Below are 18,847 nucleotides of genomic sequence, written 5' to 3' on the forward strand. Positions count from 1 at the left end.
AAGAGTGGTACTGATTAATCTAATACAAATTGGCGTTCTTACATTGGCTGGTTATACCTGGGAGCAGTGGTTTTGTTCCTGGTCAATTTTCCATATTTTAAGTCATTTGCCACCATTCCATGGTGGTTTAATTGCTTATTTTATCGCAACATTTGTGTTTTATTGGTGGCATAGAGCTCGTCATGAATTTGATTTTCTATGGGTTGGATTTCATCAGATCCATCATAGTCCACAACGACTTGAGGTTATCACTTCATTTTACAAGCATCCTGGCGAAATGATTGCGAACTCTCTCATTGGCAGTATGCTTGTATATACAGTTCTTGGTCTATCCATTGAAGCGGGTATTGTTTATACCCCCTGTACTGCGATAGGCGAGTTTTTCTACCACACCAATATAAGAACACCTAGGTGGGTAGGATATATATTTCAACGCCCAGAGATGCATCGAATCCATCATCAATTCAACCAACATAAAAACAATTACGGTGATATCGTATGGTGGGATATGTTATTTGGCACCTATGATAATCCCAAAGAATGGTGTCAAACTTGTGGATTTGTTCCCGAAAAAGAGGAGAAACTATTGGAAATGCTAGTCTATAAAGATGTGCATAAAAAATGATTGCCAAATATCCATTTATTAATGATTAATTTAAAAAGAAATCAATCAATATAAAATAGTATTTTTTCAATGAACGGAGAGATTTCCATTAGTATCCATCCGTTTAAAATCAAAACATAATCTATGTTATTTAGCAATCAACTCATTATATTTGTCCATGGTTTCCTGGGTTATTTTTGCGATTTTTTCAGGACTTAACTCAAAATTATCCGTGGCCAATTCTTTAAGAATTCCATTGATTTGAATTATTAATTTATTACAGTGCTCTTCGATTTTTGAGGGCTGCTCGTCTTTATTTTGGTTCTTATTGTTGGCAACAAGTAAGCCTAATTCCACTAATTTTGAAACAGCATAAGAAACGCTGTGCTGTTCCTTTTTGGAAAACTTGAGTACCTGAGCATGAAGGGAATCCGGCATGGTAATCGTAATTCGAGCCATATTTTGTCCTGTAATTGATGAAATTAGGCAGTATGCAATATTGCATACTACTTATTATACAATATATTTGTTTAACTATTAAATTAACTTTAAAAATACTTTATTAACAAGGATAAAAATAAATTAGTATGCATATTTGCATACAGCTTTAAATTTATTATATACTACATTATGTGCATATAAGCATACTGCAGCATGCTTATAAATAGAGCAATTTCTTATGGTTTATGGGAGATGCTTATTTTAAGCATAGAAATATATTAATTATCATATGGTTATATAAATCAACACAGTTGCGAAAGGTGTGCTTGCTTTTAGAAGTTGCTTTTGTTGTATTGTTATTTGCCATGATTTCTTTTGTAATTTTTGTTTGATTATTTTAAGCGCGAATCAATTGCGCGTTTGTGATTGACTCGTTTGATGATGTTTTTTAACATCGTTCTAAATAATTTAAAAAGGAGTTTTTAAATGATAATCGCCATCTTATTTATTATCTGCTTTATCGCCATCTTTATTTTTAATGCCAGATGCGCAAAAAATGCTAGAATAATTTTTGAAAATGAATCAAACCAAACACAGTATAATCCCGCAACAGGACTTCCAATGATTGGTGCATTAGACAGCATGGGAAATTCCATGGGTTCCAGTGCATCTGACAGAAACGATTATTGGAATAGTGATTATCATCGTCTTTCAACATTCAATAGCAGCAGTTATGACCCATTTAGCAATCGATATTAACACAACTGAGGAGTTAAAATTATGGCGTTAATTACCGCTAATAATCCACAAAAAAAAAGAAAAATTTAAAATCGATATAAGCAAGAGAATCTATTCTGAAATAAAGAGTTATTGCTTATGGGCTGACATTGATATTGACTATTTTTTTGAAGAATCATCAATCATGATCTTTGCAAAAGACAAAGACTGGAAAGATTGCAAGAAGAAAAATATGAACATTAAAAAAATAAAGCCGAGTCCATCTAAACATATTATTGGTGTGAATTAATTAAATTGAATATAAAGTATTATCAAATTGCATTTCATTATTTGCTCTTAACGTCCCGTTATATGTTTCACTTTTAAGTATTCCAATTTGACAGATAGAATCAAATAATATTATCAACAAACGAATTATAAAATCACTTAATGTGAGCAGAAAAATAACGATAAATGCGAGAATATTGATTTATAAAATAGGGCAACAACAACTATTTTATTTGGTAGAAAACAGGAACTCATTACGGAGTGCATATTCTTGCTGATTCTGAACACCGATTCCTGCGAAGCTGAACAGTGATTCTTGTGATGCTGAACACAAATCGATAGTTTTTTTGGAGAAGAAGGGGGTATCGACCCCATTCATGTCAAAATTTACGGTTTGGGCTAGAAAAACGCGTTGAATGCAAAACTAATAAACGCTTTTTTATAAAAAAGTCTTCCTATTAAGATTTGTTTTTATATTTTTATTTATTCAAACATCTATTCAGTCTACTAACTATATTCTCTAAGTACCGGCTATAGCCCTTCAATTTAATATAGAAGTAGGTGTTTGATAGGTTGCAGTGTAGGTCTAGACTTCAAACCGTAAATTTTGACATGAATGGGGTTGATACCCCAAGTTTACTGATTCACCATTCCCTACTTAGCTGATTTGAGAATTCTTAACTTATTTTAATATTTCTCGGCCGTCAGTCACATTAATGGAGAAAAAATTAATCAATATTAATCGATAGTCAAGACTGTTTTTTTATTATTTATTTGTTATCATCTTCGACCGATAATCTCCATTCGTAGACGATGTGGATATTTTATTTTACCAATTCGTCTTTTTCTATACATCATCATTTACTTATTCTGCTAAGTTCTTTATCCATAAGGGCTGTTGGTATTCATTGCTTTTAAAATAGCATGTTTTTTTATCCACAAATTCTGTGGATAACTTTGTGAATAGTCTGCTAAATACTTTGAAAACAATGATGGTTAGATGGATGCCCTCTGTTTGAGCAGAGGTGCATTATGCCCCCTGACAGGGATCCTAGTAAAAAAGGGGCATGTTTAATTTTTAATCTCTTTACAGACAGGAGTGAGCATGAGAGCCTTACTTGATGCCGCGATGAAGCTAATATCGGAGCGGTCTTATAGGGGTCGTCTCAGAAAACGCAAAAAATCGTACGCTAAGCCGGTTGCAGGGGTCGTAGCGGTCTGAACTTGCCAGCACCGATCTTTAGTCCCAGGCCTAGTAATTAATTTTAAAATCTAACTCTTGTTCAGGCATCTCTTCAATATTAATTGGTTTAATTTGAATATCATTTGGTTGCTTTGCTTTATCATATTTTTCTCTATATCTTTCCATCTCCTCATCTTTTCTCGAGACAAGATTGAAACTAGTAGTTTGAGCAAAGCTATTTGCTAAATAATGAGTGTGATTTTTTTTATCAAATTCATCTTGCAAATAAACATCATCATTCTCATCTACATCAATAACTAACCAGCTAAAAGTATCTTCGCCAACCGAAACCCTTTGTTGTAGCCCAGTAACCAATTCACCATTAATATTCATTGTGGGAATATGAGCGGCCCCACCCAAGAATATTATCAAAGCATCGGGTTCTTCCCTCTCTACTTTAGTAATCTCTTCTGTAAATGCTTCATTACCTTCTTTTATTCTTAACTTAATCCCGTCTCTGACGACAGATCTAAAATTAGTTTTCTCATTTTCCCCACCTCGTACCTCAATGCCATTAGAAATAGCTAATCGGGCAATATTTCCGATTTCGGTATAACGAGTTTCTAATTGCATGTTGAACTTTGAGGCAATTAACATTTTTTCAGAGGATTCTCTAAGCTGAGGATTAAGGTACGAAGGGATGTGTTCCAATATTAAAATTATTTTTCCTCCGGTTTCCTTTTGGTAATTAACAAGCAAATCCATGTTATTTAATAATAAATTTTTTGATGTTTGACCCAAATGATCTTCAGCTAAAAGAAGCTTTTTAATTAAATTATTTGACAGTAAACCTTTAAGTAAAGCTCTATTGCTATCATGTAGGGTACTAGCAGCCTGTTTAATTAGTGAAGACGAATTACTTGAATTAGGCATAATTACTGCTTTCCCATAAGAATCTGAAATTAATTTCAGTATATTCTTATGCTAGTTATCGTAAAGTTAAATAGATATGAATGTTAGGAATAGCTTATTCCTTTTGGGAAAATGGTGTCCTTTCTGGGCCTAGTGTAATGAAATGGACTCCTCTCCTAATCGAGGCAATACTAATGCCTCGATTAGGAGAGGAGTCCATTTCATTACATTAGGCCTTCATCTCTGGATTCTGGCAATGCCAATAAATTTTCTCTCTCAGTGACAGACAGGATCGAGCGTCGAGGCATACGGTCTCCTTTTTCTTGAAAACGCAGGCATTATAGTAAATAAACACAGAAGCTCCTGTTAACCCCTCACTCTTGATTGAATTTACACTGGGGCAGGTTAGCTCTTGATTAGCAAACGAAATACTGGAGCAGGTTAACGCAACACCTTAAATGACAGATCTTGTCCATTGAAACATACCGTAATACTCTCCCTAAAAGCATATCATTTGTTACAAATGAACATAATACTCCGACCACAATCAGTGCTGCGCCAGTTTCCTGATTATCTTGAATTGCTCCAATATTTCCTTAGCGTGCTTTATTTTCCATTTTCTGAAACGACCCCTTATTGGAGATTTCCCTGTATGATTCTTCCAATTTTGCGTCAGGGCGCGAGCTCCGGAGCTCTAGGCCTAATTGAAACCTTTTTAGTGACGTTTATTTAAATGAGAATGGGGTGTGACAAACAGCGGAATGAAAAGATACTCTAAGCAATTAAGGCATTGAAAATTAATAATTTTACTTTTATCACTTATTGTTAGCTATCGCTTTATAAGCGCGTTTCATTGATTTAAATTTATATTTAATGGATGACTATAGAACTAAATTTGACGTTAGAGTATCTTTTCATTCCGTTGCTTGTCACACCCCAACTATGAAATTGCCTGTGGATTACCAGCACCTTCGCATCCATGTTTGGTCTTGATCCAGAAGTCAAGGAAGAGTACGTATGGTTTGGAGAGACCCGGCGGCCTTCCAGTATGTTAATCGAGAGAAAAGTATGTAGCGCATGGATCACCAATCAAGATGGTCAACACATTTCCTATCCTGTTGGTTTGTCACAATCAGAATCTGTGTTATCGCAATTACAGGATCCCCATCTTTATCCTGAGCTATTTGCCCTAAGCAAGGAAATTAAAAAATGGCGTTTTTATCATCATTTTCGAACAGACCATGAATCATCCATAAGAACTCCACAAATTGGAACTCGAACCCAGGTTTTAGGTAATGATGGTTATAATCTGGCAGCCGCCTTGCAGACCATTATTGAAACAGGTAACAGGGAACTGCTGGCTGAGTCCGTGGATAGACCTTCCCAGGTTCAAAATTAATCATAAACGTTGATAATAAAACACGCTTTGACATTCAGTTGCAAACGCCAGGTATCCTGCGACCTCTGGAAGCCAGAGAGCTTTCGGATGGAACATTACGGTATTTATGTTTGATTGCGGCCTTATTAAGTCCAAGACCTGCGACCTTGCTTGCTTTGAATGAGCCTGAAACGAGCCTGCATCCTGAACTCATGCAACCGCTTGCTGAATTAATAGCCGTAGCTTCTCAATACTCACAAATATGGGTGACCACACATTCGCAAGATCTTGCCATGATGATAGGAAAACTGTCTGGGAATAAACCGATTAACTTAATACGAACAGAGACTGGCACACAAATCGATGGCTTGTCTGCCTGGGAGCAACTTATATAAAACATAAAACAAATCCATTATCTCTAGTGAGATGGCAACAAATTAACATGATTAAATATATGAATTTCACAATAATATAAAAAATATTAATTTACATGATGTTATATACAAATTGCTAGTAAATAAAAAACTCCATTTATTCGCTACAGCTTAGACTGATAAAGGGCTATAAGGGTGTTCTGGGAAATTTCGTACCTTCCTGAAAAGAACCCCTAATAGAAACACCTCTTTACGCAAAATTAAAAGAATTTATTCGGATATCAAAAAATAACCAGGGTGATGATCTAATAAGATGTTGTTTTAATATACAATTAACGCACTTCCATTTTATAGAAGCGATAACTAGCCTGCTGCCTAGGCTTTTAGAAAAATAAACATTCATCGTTGGTTTAGTTGTATAGCTGCGTCGCAACAAATATTTGAATTATTTCTTGAACTATTGTGATATATATAATTAGAATGCCAATAATTTTGGCAAACTGGTAAAATATATGTACTCAAGGTCAGATTCTACTCTAACATTTCAAACTAAGCTTCAACAATTAACACAGTTCAATCAGGCATTAATCTACGGTTTTGATCCGGAGGGCTCTCCGAGATTTTTCCTTGGCTCTACAAAGTGGGAAGGTAATCCCCCCATTTTTAACTGAAGTTAAAAGTAGAGGATTAGGCAACTAGTGCCAATTTTTGCCTTGGAGGAATGCCTCCAATAGCAGTATTTGGACGTTCATTGTTGTATGTCCATAACCATTGTGTGGCATGTAGTTGCACCTCAGCAATAGATTCGAATAAATATTGGCTTAACCAATCATACCGAACAGTGCGATTATACCGTTCAATATAAGCATTTTGCTGTGGATTTCCTGGTTGAATAAAGACCAATCGTATTTGATTTTTATCAGCCCATTGTTCTAGCAACTTAGAGATATATTCAGGGCCATTGTCACAACGTATTTGCCGGGGTTTGCCACGCCATTCAATGATTTGATTAAGAGCTCGTATGACCCGCTCTGCCGGCAAAGATAAATCAACCTCGATAGCAAGACCTTCGCGGTTGAAATCATCGAGCACATTAAATAACCGATAACTCCGACCATCTTCTAACTGAGCATGCATAAAGTCCATCGACCAGCATTCGTTGATTGCAGTTGGTACCGCCAATGCCTCTGGCTTTTCCCTTATTAACCGTTTTTTGGGTTTTATCCGCATGTTGAGTTCTAATTCCCGATAGATTCGATAAACGCGTTTGTGATTCCAAACAAACCCCTTCACATTACGCAAATAGAGAAAACATAAGCCAAAACCCCAATTACGTTGATTCTCGGTTAAACGCATCAACCAATCCGCTATGATTACATTTTCATCATCTAATTGTGGCTGATACCGATAACAGGTCTGACTGAGACCAAATAACTCACACGACAAGCGAATTGAAATATCCTTATTAGCCACCGCCTTTCTCGCCAATTCTCGTCGGCGTGACGGTGTTACCACTTTTTTTCAATGGCCTCTTTGAGTATCTCTGCTTTTAATCGTTCCTCTGCATACATCTTTTTAAGCCGGCTATTTTCAGCTTCCAGCTCTTTTAGCCGCGACATCATCGATGTATCCATTCCTCCAAATTTAGCTCGCCATTTGTAAAATGTAGCAGCGCTAATAACATGTTCTCGGCAGAGTTCTGAAACAGGGGTGCCACCTTCAGCCTGTTTTAGAATCGACAGAATTTGGCTATCTGTAAATTTTGATCTTTTCATGAAGAATCTCCTCCAATATAGCGTATGAGAAAATTCTACTTTTGACATCACTTATTTTTCGGGGGGATTACCGGAAGATCAACTATATCCTGCCGCTGGTCAATATGAAGATATGTTAGAGGGTTATTTATTTGCTCAAAATAGCTTAGTTCCAATTTTTTCTAGAATGGACGATGATGAAATCAATGAAACCGTTTTAATAAATTCTATTAAACAATTACACGGATTTATTGGTAAAACCCTTTTAGAAATAACAAACGATGAATCAGGAAAATATGCTGTCCAGCAAATTATAAGATGGAATCCTTCTACTGAGACTGATAGATTAACTTACTTCACCTTGCATAAAATGCAACATTCAAGTTTAAACGGTAAAAATCCAAGAACTCTCCTTATGGAACTCTTAACACGCGAACTTCACCTTACCAAAAAAGAAGTGATTCAATTTATTAATCTTTTAGAGCGTTTAAAAAATGATCCGAATATAAAGCCTCGCGCTTCCCAATTACAATATATCAATGGTGATATAGCAACACTGACTATGGAAAAATTAGCTGTAGCATATTTAACTGATTTACTTACCCAGGACGAAAAAACCTTAGTTAGTAAAATTGCGACAATTTGCAGAGATCCGGCGGATATCCCTGCAGCGATGGAGTATTTTGCTAAAACAACCCTTGCTCAATGGAAAAGTTGCGATAAACAGGATTTGCGTGCTGTTTCGCAGTTTCTTTCTGAGATGTTTTATCAGCTTACTGATATCCATCCCTTTAGCAATGCAAATGGCCGGACTGCCACATGTCTAGTGAACGTCTTTTTAAGATCAATCGGACAACCTAGTATTTTAATGAGGAACCCAGGAGAAAGAGATCTAAGCTCCTCTTCTTACTCGATGGCTATTGAAAAAATTAATGAAACCAGGACTCCGCTCGCCAACCATATCTATCAACGAATTTTGGATACAAAAATTAGTCCCTTTGCTAATGCAAAGCTTGAGGAAACGATCACATTGCGCTGCAATGTAGTACGTCAACTTAAAATACTACAAGCTAAGAATCCGACACTTGATATCAATAATTATCAGGATACGATGAATCAGTTTTCATGGAACCCTGAAATTTATACCCTTTCTACTCTAGAAGATAAAGTAATATTTATTCTTAAAGGTATGCTTAATTTTTTGGTAAGAGAAGAACAAAAACTAGACCAGAATGCGCAAATACAATCAATCAACCGCAGCTTTATTCCAACAACTTTAACGAGCCCGCAAAAAGAGCAATTAAAACAAGATTTATTTACTTTAACTCAAGTAAATGGTTGGAAAGTTAATCCGCAAAATAATCTAGAATGTTGGATAGAAATTCCGCTAATGAATGAAGCAGAAAAAGTTGCAGCAAAACTGCGAGAGTCGGAAGTAGGCAATGTGCTTGTCTCAAGAAGAAGAGATAATCAAGTCCCTGTTATTAAATGCTCAAATATAAATTTGAGCGTTTTAAAAGATAAAATTATTCCAATCTCTGGCACAAGTTTGGAAGTTAGCTCTTCATCTCTTAGATAACACTTAATGGAATCTGACTCGATTGATTTAATGAGTTTTAGTAATTTATATCAATCGGGTCGGCTTGGATCGGCTTTAATGGGAGTCCATTTCATTACACTAGGCCATTATTTGCATTTGCGCTCACAATAATGATTTTATCGCCATGCCTCTCTCGCCAGAAAAACATTCATTTAGGGGTAAATTCAGACCATTACGACCTTTGAAGCCGGCTTAGCGTGCTTTAATTTCCGTTTTCTGAATCGACCTCAACCACATCAGCATTAGGTGAGTGTTGAAGAATCGACTCATAAACCGGTGTCTTGTCGAAAGCACCATCACCTGTGAAATGGTCAACAACATCATCGATTTGGTGCAGTAAAGCATCAACCTGCTGATCATCCGTTTCAAATCTATCAGTCAGAACACACGCTTCTATATAATGGCTCTGATTGACTGCAGCATGAAATTTTCGCCAGCTTGCTTTGCTTGATAATTCATATTTCTCATTATGCCATTCACTACGACCAAATCGTTTTAACCCCGTAGAATCAATGGCTATTGCATGCATGCCATCTATAGGTTTGTCTGTCTTTTTGTATCTTGGGGTGTTGATATTTAAAGCACTAAGCCTTTTACTTAAGGTACTGAAATCAGGACATTCCAAGTCTAATCTCCTTATCTGAAACAGGGAATTAATAAAACCTTGCGTTTGTCGTAACGGCAGCCGATACACTTGGCGTATTTCATGGCACGTGATGATGGCAAAATCAGTATAACGTTTGGGCGAACCGGTACCATCATATATCCTGCCTTGCTCATACCATTGGTATATGGCCTCCTCTGATAGCCAAACCGCAATACTTCCTCGACAACGCAAAGAATCATTATAGGCGGACCAATTATCAATCTTATAGTGCTGTTTCGGTACTTCCCTACCTTTCTTTTTTGGGTACTTATTTGGCATAGTCCGCTTTTCAAATTCACGGGACAGACATACTAACCAAGGTACAGGACTAATCCTCAAGTTTGTTTGATTATTGAGCTAAGAAACAAAGACCCATTGGACTTCAACTCCCTAAGAGATCGTATTGACCTTGCTACAATTAGGGACTCACGAAAATTTTTACCGGGATATCAAAAACTGCATATAGATAGGTAACGAGACCACATTACTATTAAACAAACACCTTCATAGCTAGAGATCTTTCTCGTTTGGAATCTACCATTCCAAATGCTCATGAGAAATTAATTTTCCTTTAAGGTAATTTTTTTAAACTCCGAAAGTTAGTGCAAAAGAGTCGAAAACCTTGTACTAGATAATTTAATTTTTGGAGAACAAATAATGTTTGGGAAAATATGCGCCAATCTAGAATCTAACATGCTAGTTAAAGATTTTTATACTTACAATAAAATTGACCCGAATGAGTTCACTCTTACCTTATGGTTAGAGAACTGTGTTGGAAATACCATTGGAATACCTCATAAATATGAGGAACTGTCTATCAAAGATGCCTGCAATAAACTGCTAGAAGAAGGAGATCAGCTCCTTCAAAAAAAAGGGTGTCTACCTTCTTCTTTTATTCATCATACTACAATAGCAAAAAGAAAATACTGCCTTAATTTATTAGAAGAATGTAAGGAAGCTCAAATTATTGTTAGCGAATCTCCCCAGCCGAACAAAAGCTGCATTATCAGTTAGGGAAAGAACTTCTCAAGGCGAAAAAGGTAGATCGAGCAGGAGGGAGCTCACAACCCTGACCGCTCGCATCACCTAGGTGCGATGATTGAAATTGATACTGGGGTTGCGGCAAGCGTGTGTGATTAAGGACAACCCTATTATATAGTTTATAGACTATATAATAGGCAAGGTCACGATTAATGAGTTCAACATCTCCGATACGAATAGTTCCTTTATTATGGGATTTATTGAAATTTAAAATAGTGAGCATTAATTAAAAAGAGTTGCATTTAACAATTGGTTAAATATTATCCAGATATAATTTACCCTATGATTAGTTCATTCATGGGCATATAATGTTGGGCAAAATTGATATAGCTACAGCAAATTTAGAATTTTCAGATTCCTCAAGTTCTTCTTACTATGAAGACTCCAAGCGTTCTCCAAAAACATCACCATCACTCCTGTTGCCTCCGACAAAGTTGGTAAAAGAGAAGAAGATAGTTAATGCCACCGAGGCAGTAGACAGTTCAGCGAAACTTTTAGACAAGGATGGACTTACTCGGACTCGTGCAATAATTCAGTTCCGTAGAGAGTTTTGTGAGTTTGTTTGCAACAATGTTGGGGTATTTGAGGATGGAGCCTACTTATTGGTTTCTATGGATAAAGAAAGTAACCCAGCAAACGATCGGATGCATCTTTACCCTGGTTCAGGAGTGAAATACCGCGAAGGAGCAGAGGTTCCAGAAAAATTCAGAGACCCGCAAAATCCCCTCCAGATGCACCCAATTCTAGATCTTCAAATAAGGCAAAAGGCACACAGAGTGTTCCATGAGGGCATTCTAGGAAAAAAAATTTCCATCCTCCAAACTATCCTGCCACACCCATTTGTAGATGGCTACCAGTCAAGAGGTGGAGGAGCGATTCTGATTTCAGATACAGAACTACAGCCCCATTATAAATCCGGTGTCTTGAATGGCAAATGGACTCTCCCTCTAATTGGCGAGAAATTAGCATATGGCGATTTACCAGAAGCCGATCACTCGAGATTCAAGGAAGCCATGAGAAAGACAACTGGTAAGGCGATTATTGAAAGCACTGTTGCAAATAATACCAGAGCTGTTAATCAAGCTGACAATACAGAAACTTCTGAGGACATTTCTCAAAATCTTGCAACACAAGAGTTTTATAATAATGACGCTGAAGTTTCAATAAGTAACAAAACCATAGAACGTTATAAATCTCGCCTTCAATTTTTCAGTCCCTTGTTGGAAAAGCAAGGAGAATCACAAGGCAAGGATTTAGCCAACTCTGCTGGAATACTGTTTTTTGCTTTTCTTATACCAACTGTGGCTGGTTGGCTATATTTAGCTCTTGAGCTTTTTAATGTAATTAATGAATTATTTTCTAAGAATGAAAATGGACAGAACAATGCTCTTTGCCATTAAAAGATGAGCTGGTTAGATTATAACTTTGTTTTCAAAGGACAGTGGTTCTAAACATTTTTGACTTTACAGCAAATAAGAGTGGATTGATTATTTCCTCAATTAACCTATTAATTTTATTACAACTGCTAGTTAATCTTGCTACCCTCAAGAGGAGCATGGTTACTAAATGACACTAGCCAAAGACTTACCAATGGTCATTGAAAAATCACAAGATGAGATTGAGCAAATCATTGCATTAGTGCAATCATCAAACTTATCTGAGGAAACAAAACTTTTTGTCATTGGGTGTATTAACCTGGCTTCTTGGATTCCCAGGGCATTGGTCGAGCATAAAATCACTGTATCCAATTTAAAACGTCTTATCTTTGGCAATGGGAATAAGGCTACGAAACAACAAGACAACTCTCTAAAAAAAGAACAGAATAACACCGCTCCAGAAGAGCCTACACCCAGCACATCAAATAATGAGAGCCATGAGCCCAAAGCCCCCAAAGGACATGGAAGACTACCACATACAGCCTACAACAATGCAGTCGAACACCATATTACTTTGGAACAGCTAAGCGCAGGCCAACTTTGCCCATTTGACTGCGGTGGCAGGCTGGCATCGTCAACTTAACTTTGAGCTAAACTGAGTTCGATTAACTCGGAGACAAAGATGCTAAAGACAAAGCCGAAAAGATATCGTTATCCGCTAGAGATTATTAGTATTGCGGTATGGAGTTATCATCGGTTTAATGACAGTTATCGAGATGTATCAGAGCGGCTCCTGTATCGAGGCATTGAGGTGAGTTATGAAATGGTACGTCAATGGTGCATGAAGTTTGGCTCTCAATTTAAGGATGTGATAAAGAAGCGAGAGCCCAAGCCTTCAGATAAATGGCATTTGGATGAGCAGCGACTGCGCATCAACAGTGAGGTGTATTATTTATGGCGTGCAGTAGTTGAGGAAGGCTTTGAGCTGGATGTATTCCTGCAAAAACGTCGAAACAAAAAGGCTGCTATTCGCTTCCTATCTCGCCTACTAAATTCCTATTCCAAACCACGCGTCATTGTGACAGACAAACCAAGAAGCTACAGGAAGCCCATTCAAGAGATGAGCAAAGGCACAGAACATCGGTCGCACAAAGGGCTCAATAACCGAGCTGAGAATGCACATCAACCCACCAGGAGGAAAGAAAAATGCCTCATTCGTTTCAAATCACCAGCTAGTGCTCAGAATGTTCTGGCGCTCATGGGTAAAATCAGAAATCTCTTCGCCATAACTGTTGGTCGTTACACAAGCTCAGCATCACAGCAGCGACTTCAATTCCTGAAAGCCAAGAATATTTGGCACGAGGCTGCTCTCGAGCTTCTTTGCGCCTAAAATTCAACTGTAGAGCTTTCTTGCGTCACGCTTTGTTAAGTTGACGATGCCCATAGACCTCATCGAGCAAGTAAGGGGCTGGCTAGAGTGGTCTTGCTAGTCTACTCAACCACGGCCCCTTAAAGTTAATAAAACATGACTTTTGGTTATAAAAGTCTGACAGCGCCCCAAAAAGGCCTGGGACTAAAGATCGTGCTGTGAAGTGTAAAATCAACTTAACTTCCTAATTGTAAAATTGCTTTCGTACTTCATGAGTTTATGCTAATCTTGGCTCAAAAATCATCAGAGTACAATAACCAATACTTCCGATACAGTCTAAAATAGGAACTTTAATGAGCAACAAGGAACTGTCTAAATCATCCATTGAAAATTCTCAGCATCGGATTTTGGTTGACGATATTGTTCAATTAATTCGGCAAGGACAGCGCCGTGTTGCAACTGAGGTCAATGCGACGGTTGTTTTGCTGTATTGGACTATTGGGAAGCGGATTAATGATGAAATACTTACCGATAAACGAGCTGACTATGGCGATCAAATTATTGATAGTGTTTCAGCTCAGTTAAGTCGCCAATTTGGGAAAGGTTATAGTCGGTCTGCATTGTTTAGGATGGTTCGTTTTGCCAAACTTTATCCTGATAGTCAAATTGTCGCTACAGTGTCGCGACAATTGTCATGGTCACATGTTGTACTTCTTTGTCAGATGGACGAAGAAATTAAACGGGATTTTTATTTACAAATGACCTGTATTGAGCATTGGTCTGTTCGAACTCTTCGGGAGAAGATGGGTTCAATGGTATTTGAGCGTACAGTGATTAGTAAGCAACCTGAAGAAGTCATTAAGTATGAACTTAAAAAGCTAGCCCAAACACAACAGTTAACTCCTGAGCTTGTTTTTAGAGATCCTTGTTTTCTGGATTTTATTGGACTGAATACAAAATACTCTGAATCTGATCTAGAGAATGCCATATTGGATCATATTGAAGAATTTATTCAAGAATTAGGCAGTGATTTTTGTTTTGTTGCCAGACAAAAAAGAATGGCGACAAAGCAGAAAGACCGATATCTCGATTTATTGTTTTTCCACCGCAGCATGCGCCGGCTGATAGCGATAGAGCTCAAATTAGATCGCTTCGAACCAGAGCATAAAGGCCAAATGGAATGGTACTTACGTTGGCTTGATAAAAACGAACGTAAAGAAGGTGAAGAAAAACCCTTGGGCATTATTCTTTGTGCAAGCAAAGACGAGGAAGATGTTGAATACCTAGAATTAGATCAGTCAGGAATACATGTTGCACAATATTTAACGCAACTACCATCCAAGGAGTTGATGGAGTCTAAATTACACGATGCGATTGTCAATGCAAAACAACAACATGAGATGCAATTATTAAATTTGGGTAAGCCATGAGTCGGATTCGATGGCAATTTACTGAAGAAGAGCTTTCAATAGTAAGAACCAAACACAAAAATAGTCAGCTTTATTTTGCGCTACAGCTAAAATATTATGAACACTCTATGGAGTTTATAGAGAATATTACTAGTCTATCTACCAAAACCGTTTATGCAGTGGCTAAAAAACTTGAATTATCTACTCAATTAAAACCTTTATCTAAAAAAACTCAAACGATTTATCGACAGGTAATAAGGGAATATTTTCAATCTAAAGCTGTCAGTGCAACCGATGAAATACTCATTAAAAATTGGTTAATTGATATAGTTTTTCCCCGCGAATCATTGAGCATAGAACAATTAAAGGAGCGAGTTTCTGATTTTTTGATAAAACAGAAAGTTGAATCGCCAAGTGAAGGGGCGCTAGAACGGGTTATTAAAAGTGCGAAACAACAACATGAAGAAACCTGGTTTGAGTCAATTTATATGGAACTTGATTCTGAGGCCAAAAATTACCTTGATAAGCTTTTAATAATCGAGAAGAATGTTTCTCGCCTATCAGAGATTAAACGATGGCCAGGCGGTTTATCACTGGAAACAATTCTAGATGAAGCAGAGAAGTTGAAGTTTCTAAAATCAATTATTTTGCCAAAAAGTTTAAATGATATCCCAAATAAAGCCCTGCAGCGCCATTACCGCAATATATGCACGAAGTACCCTAGCGCAATTAAAAATATGCCAATCAGCCATCGATATGCACTGCTCGCTGTTTTTTCACTTATCAAACGAAGACAGGTTACTGATAATTTAGTTGATCTTTTAATCCGCTTAACTCAAAAGATCGTGACTTCGGGTGAAAACAAACTTAAAAAAGAGCTATCAAAAGTAGTTGAAATTAAAAAGGGATGTAACCGTAAAGTACTATTAAATACTTTGATTACTACGATTATTAAATATGAAGATCACATCATTAAAGAAGCAATTTATCCTGTTATACCTAAAGAGCGCTTAGAGGCTATTCAAGAGAATGACTCAAAAAAAACAATCTCTTATGACGGATTAGTTCATGAGCGATCTAGAAACTCTTATTTAAAGCATTATCGTAGGATGATAGCACCTGTGCTAGAGCTGTTGGACTTCAAGACTAATAATGCACACTATCAACCAATCATCGAGGCATTATCTCTCGTACAGTCTCAATTGAATAGTGGCACAACCTATTATCCCACAAATCTGTGTATTCCTATTGATGGCGCAGTTAAAAATATCCATAAACCTTTAGTTCTAGAGCATACTGAACAAGGGGAGCGTATTAATAGAATTAATTATGAGCTTTGTATACTTAGAAATTTAAGGGATAAATTACGTGTTAAAGAAATTTGGATACAAGGGGCCTATCAATATAGGGATCCAGAAGAGGATGTGCCGCAGGATTTTAATGAAAAGAAAGAGTATTACATTAACTTATTAAAAAAACCAAAATCAGCAAAATACTTCATTCGTCACTTGAAGCAATTATTAAATAAAAATCTGGCTTTATTTAATAAAGAACTTCCCAAGAACCACAAAGTATCTATATTAAAAAAACCACTGGGGCACATAAAAGTCGCCCAGTTGAAAGAGCAACCTCCGCCACCACAACTTGAAGTTATTAAACAAGAGGTCTTTAGGCGCTGGCCCAACACAAGTCTATTGGATGTATTAAAAGAGACTGATTTATTTGTCGATTTTATCAAAGCCTTTACACCGAGCGGTCCCAAAGAAGGGCTTGATGTAGAAACATTAAAAAAACGATTGCTATTAGTCATATTAGGTTATGGTACTAACACCGGATTAAAAAGTGTCAGTGCAGGTAATGACGATGTAACTTATCAAGACTTGAAGCATGTAAAACTGCGCTATCTTGATGCGGATAATTTACGTGATGCCATAAGAATGGTAGTTAACCAACTATTTGAGATTCGTGCACCGGAAATATGGGACTATTGCACTACCGCTCTTGCATCTGATTCAACACACATTGGAGCCTCTGATCAAAATTTAATGAGTCAATGGCATCCCCGCTATCACAAAAAAGGGGTCATGATTTACTGGCATGTTGATACAAAATCTGTATGTATTTACTCACAGTTAAAGAGTTGTACCTCATCTGAAGTATCGTCAATGATTGAAGGCGTACTTCGTCATTGCACTGATATGAGTGTAAAAAAGAACTATGTCGATACTCATGGTGCAAGTGAAGTTGGCTTTGCTTTTTCATATATGCTTGATTTTGATTTGTTACCCCGCTTCAAGAATATTCATACACAAAGCCTATATGTCGCAGAAAAAGATGACTTAGATAAATATGGCAATTTATCTGCAATTATTTCTCGATCAATCAATTGGGGTCTCATCGAGTCGCAGTATGACCAAATCATAAAATATACAATTGCTTTGAAGTTAGGAACCGCCAATGCTGAGGCAATCATGAAAAGGTTCACACGAGATAATTTACAACATCCTACTTATAAGGCGCTTAGCGAGCTTGGTAAGGCAATTAAAACAATATTCTTATGCCGTTACTTAGGCTCTGAAGAGCTGCGACGTGAAATTCATGAGGGGCTAAATGTTGTAGAGCGGTGGAATGGCATTAATGACTTTATATTCTATGGTAAAAAAGGAGCATTTCGTACTAACAGACCAGAGGAGCTGGAATTGTCCATGCTTTGCTTACACTTGCTACAATTAAGCATGGTCTATATTAATACGGTTATGCTTCAGCAGGTGCTCAAGGAATCGGACTGGTTGGCTAAGATAACTATAGAGGATAAGCGAGCCATCACTCCACTATTACATGAGCATATTAATCCTTATGGAGTCTTTGTTCTTGACTTAAACTCCCGTCTTGCTATTAACCATCCCGCTCTAAAAGAGGCTGCATAATGGACAAACGAACTGGCCCACGAAAAAAAGCATTGCAGATTATAAAATATTTCAGGCATGAGCACCCTGATTACAATTATCTTCGCACGGTTTTTCAACATTTAAGAAAAGAGCTTAATGTTGCTGTAACAGCCGAATCAAAAAAATTACCTTACGTGCCAACAGAGGCTGAGCTAAAAAAATATTATGAGGTAGTTTGGCAGACAAAAAACATGCAAGATATGCTGATTATCAAGACTTTGCTCTATACTGGGATTCGTGTCAGCGAATTGATCAGGCTTTCTATAGAGGACATTGATTTTGATCGTTGTCAAATGAGAATAACTGCTGGAAAGGGAAAAAAAGATAGAATAGTTCCGTTTCCAAAAAGTTTTCGAGAAACTTTAGCAATGCATGTCTCAAATGCTAATAAAAACAAGCAGGTTAGCTTATTTGAATCATCTTGGAAAAGGCCGTATTCAGATCGGGGTATTCGTAAAATGCTGGAAAAATACAGCGAATTAGCTGGTATGAGCCATACCATCTCGCCTCACAAATTAAGACATTTTTTATTCACTTGGTTGAAAGCTCAAGGAGTTGATGATGCACTAATTCAACCCTATTCAGGCCATGAAACTCGCGCCTCTCTTGAGGTATACTCGAAATTGTCACTATCGAATGCTCAAGACATCTACGATGAAAAAATTAAAGATTTTCCGGTGTAATGTGAAAATTTTTACACTTCACAGCACGATCTTTAGTCCCAGGCCTGATTATCCATTGAACGGTTCTTATTTTTCTATTGTTTTCTCAAATTAAAAACCGAGTTTAAGATGGAGCAAAAGACCT

At 37.1% G+C, this 18,847-nt stretch carries 15 protein-coding genes and 1 pseudogene; 12 read left to right on the plus strand and 4 right to left on the minus strand.

All coding sequences use genetic code 11. The features are described 5' to 3' along the window. Nucleotides 1-4 precede the first annotated feature (4 nt). Nucleotides 5-625 (plus strand): sterol desaturase family protein, encoded by a 621-nt coding sequence (locus BN1094_RS18160; RefSeq protein WP_218054629.1) that lies wholly within the window; start codon nt 5-7, stop codon nt 623-625. Nucleotides 626-751: 126 nt separating this feature from the next. Here BN1094_RS18160 and BN1094_RS18165 read toward each other — a convergent pair whose 3' ends face one another. Then, nucleotides 752-1,063, minus strand: a complete 312-nt coding sequence (locus tag BN1094_RS18165) for a hypothetical protein (RefSeq protein ID WP_044012686.1) — start codon at nt 1,061-1,063, stop codon at nt 752-754. A 468-nt stretch (nt 1,064-1,531) separates the two neighbouring features. On the opposite strand from BN1094_RS18165, the gene BN1094_RS18170 reads away from it, so the two are divergent. Then, nucleotides 1,532-1,804: a hypothetical protein gene (locus tag BN1094_RS18170; RefSeq protein ID WP_141650516.1), complete on the plus strand. Its 273-nt coding sequence runs from the start codon at nt 1,532-1,534 to the stop codon at nt 1,802-1,804. Between the two features lie 1,498 nt (nt 1,805-3,302). On the opposite strand, the gene BN1094_RS18175 is transcribed toward BN1094_RS18170, so the two are convergent. Then, nucleotides 3,303-4,166 (minus strand): hypothetical protein, encoded by an 864-nt coding sequence (locus BN1094_RS18175; protein WP_044012688.1) that lies wholly within the window; start codon nt 4,164-4,166, stop codon nt 3,303-3,305. A 1,027-nt stretch (nt 4,167-5,193) separates the two neighbouring features. Between BN1094_RS18175 and BN1094_RS19050 the strand changes: the two genes are divergently transcribed. Next, complete coding sequence (locus tag BN1094_RS19050) at nt 5,194-5,544, plus strand: AAA family ATPase (protein WP_052403384.1); 351 nt, start codon at nt 5,194-5,196, stop codon at nt 5,542-5,544. 38 nt (nt 5,545-5,582) lie between these two features. Continuing rightward, entirely contained in the window at nt 5,583-5,918 is a 336-nt protein-coding gene (locus tag BN1094_RS19055) for an AAA family ATPase (RefSeq protein ID WP_176695323.1), read from the plus strand. Between the two features lie 666 nt (nt 5,919-6,584). Here BN1094_RS19055 and BN1094_RS18185 read toward each other — a convergent pair. Further along, nucleotides 6,585-7,672, minus strand: a protein-coding gene (locus BN1094_RS18185; protein WP_099908999.1) for an IS3 family transposase whose coding sequence is annotated in 2 segments (ribosomal slippage) — nt 6,585-7,411 and nt 7,411-7,672 — 1,089 coding nt in all. Because the reading frame shifts where the segments join, the coding sequence is not laid out codon by codon here. A gap of 112 nt (nt 7,673-7,784) precedes the next feature. On the opposite strand from BN1094_RS18185, the gene BN1094_RS18195 reads away from it, so the two are divergent. After that, entirely contained in the window at nt 7,785-9,230 is a 1,446-nt protein-coding gene (locus tag BN1094_RS18195) for a Fic family protein (RefSeq protein ID WP_044012689.1), read from the plus strand. A gap of 250 nt (nt 9,231-9,480) precedes the next feature. Here BN1094_RS18195 and BN1094_RS18200 read toward each other — a convergent pair. Then, nucleotides 9,481-10,176, minus strand: a pseudogene (locus BN1094_RS18200) (IS5 family transposase); the annotation flags it as partial. A gap of 378 nt (nt 10,177-10,554) precedes the next feature. On the opposite strand from BN1094_RS18200, the gene BN1094_RS18205 reads away from it, so the two are divergent. The 7 genes from BN1094_RS18205 to BN1094_RS18240 all read left to right on the plus strand — a co-directional run bounded on the left by BN1094_RS18205 (nt 10,555) and on the right by BN1094_RS18240 (nt 18,723). Then, nucleotides 10,555-10,911 carry a hypothetical protein gene (locus BN1094_RS18205; RefSeq protein ID WP_052403387.1) on the plus strand — a complete coding sequence of 119 codons (357 nt, stop codon included), beginning with the start codon at nt 10,555-10,557 and terminating at the stop codon, nt 10,909-10,911. Between the two features lie 335 nt (nt 10,912-11,246). Continuing rightward, on the plus strand, nt 11,247-12,338 hold the full coding sequence (locus tag BN1094_RS18215) for a hypothetical protein (protein WP_044012696.1): 1,092 nt from the start codon (nt 11,247-11,249) through the stop codon (nt 12,336-12,338). Nucleotides 12,339-12,504: 166 nt separating this feature from the next. Next, the gene (locus BN1094_RS20160) at nt 12,505-12,957 is read left to right on the plus strand and encodes a hypothetical protein (RefSeq protein ID WP_245614416.1); all 453 of its coding nucleotides are present in this window, start codon (nt 12,505-12,507) and stop codon (nt 12,955-12,957) included. A gap of 39 nt (nt 12,958-12,996) precedes the next feature. Further along, complete coding sequence (locus tag BN1094_RS18225) at nt 12,997-13,704, plus strand: IS6 family transposase (protein ID WP_044012699.1); 708 nt, start codon at nt 12,997-12,999, stop codon at nt 13,702-13,704. Nucleotides 13,705-14,036: 332 nt separating this feature from the next. Beyond that, nucleotides 14,037-15,113 (plus strand): PDDEXK nuclease domain-containing protein, encoded by a 1,077-nt coding sequence (locus BN1094_RS18230; protein ID WP_044012701.1) that lies wholly within the window; start codon nt 14,037-14,039, stop codon nt 15,111-15,113. Further along, on the plus strand, nt 15,110-18,019 hold the full coding sequence (locus BN1094_RS18235; RefSeq protein ID WP_044012703.1) for a Tn3 family transposase: 2,910 nt from the start codon (nt 15,110-15,112) through the stop codon (nt 18,017-18,019). Before BN1094_RS18230 ends, BN1094_RS18235 begins: the two co-directional genes overlap by 4 nt. Next, nucleotides 18,019-18,723 carry a tyrosine-type recombinase/integrase gene (locus BN1094_RS18240; protein ID WP_044012706.1) on the plus strand — a complete coding sequence of 235 codons (705 nt, stop codon included), beginning with the start codon at nt 18,019-18,021 and terminating at the stop codon, nt 18,721-18,723. Before BN1094_RS18235 ends, BN1094_RS18240 begins: the two co-directional genes overlap by 1 nt. The last annotated feature ends 124 nt before the right edge of the window (nt 18,724-18,847 follow it).

Origin of the sequence: Legionella massiliensis, from assembly GCF_000756815.1 — a bacterium.
GTDB lineage: Bacteria > Pseudomonadota > Gammaproteobacteria > Legionellales > Legionellaceae > Tatlockia > Tatlockia massiliensis.

Excerpts from the sequence above, each read along its gene's own strand:
- BN1094_RS18165 (WP_044012686.1), bottom strand. The coding sequence starts at position 1,063 with ATGGCTCGAATTACGATTACCATGCCGGATTCCCTTCATGCTCAGGTA.
- BN1094_RS18170 (WP_141650516.1), top strand. The coding sequence starts at position 1,532 with ATGATAATCGCCATCTTATTTATTATCTGCTTTATCGCCATCTTTATT.
- BN1094_RS18175 (WP_044012688.1), bottom strand. The coding sequence starts at position 4,166 with ATGCCTAATTCAAGTAATTCGTCTTCACTAATTAAACAGGCTGCTAGT.
- BN1094_RS19050 (WP_052403384.1), top strand. The coding sequence starts at position 5,194 with ATGTTAATCGAGAGAAAAGTATGTAGCGCATGGATCACCAATCAAGAT.
- BN1094_RS18195 (WP_044012689.1), top strand. The coding sequence starts at position 7,785 with ATGTTAGAGGGTTATTTATTTGCTCAAAATAGCTTAGTTCCAATTTTT.
- BN1094_RS18205 (WP_052403387.1), top strand. The coding sequence starts at position 10,555 with ATGTTTGGGAAAATATGCGCCAATCTAGAATCTAACATGCTAGTTAAA.
- BN1094_RS18215 (WP_044012696.1), top strand. The coding sequence starts at position 11,247 with ATGTTGGGCAAAATTGATATAGCTACAGCAAATTTAGAATTTTCAGAT.
- BN1094_RS20160 (WP_245614416.1), top strand. The coding sequence starts at position 12,505 with ATGACACTAGCCAAAGACTTACCAATGGTCATTGAAAAATCACAAGAT.
- BN1094_RS18225 (WP_044012699.1), top strand. The coding sequence starts at position 12,997 with ATGCTAAAGACAAAGCCGAAAAGATATCGTTATCCGCTAGAGATTATT.
- BN1094_RS18230 (WP_044012701.1), top strand. The coding sequence starts at position 14,037 with ATGAGCAACAAGGAACTGTCTAAATCATCCATTGAAAATTCTCAGCAT.
- BN1094_RS18235 (WP_044012703.1), top strand. The coding sequence starts at position 15,110 with ATGAGTCGGATTCGATGGCAATTTACTGAAGAAGAGCTTTCAATAGTA.
- BN1094_RS18240 (WP_044012706.1), top strand. The coding sequence starts at position 18,019 with ATGGACAAACGAACTGGCCCACGAAAAAAAGCATTGCAGATTATAAAA.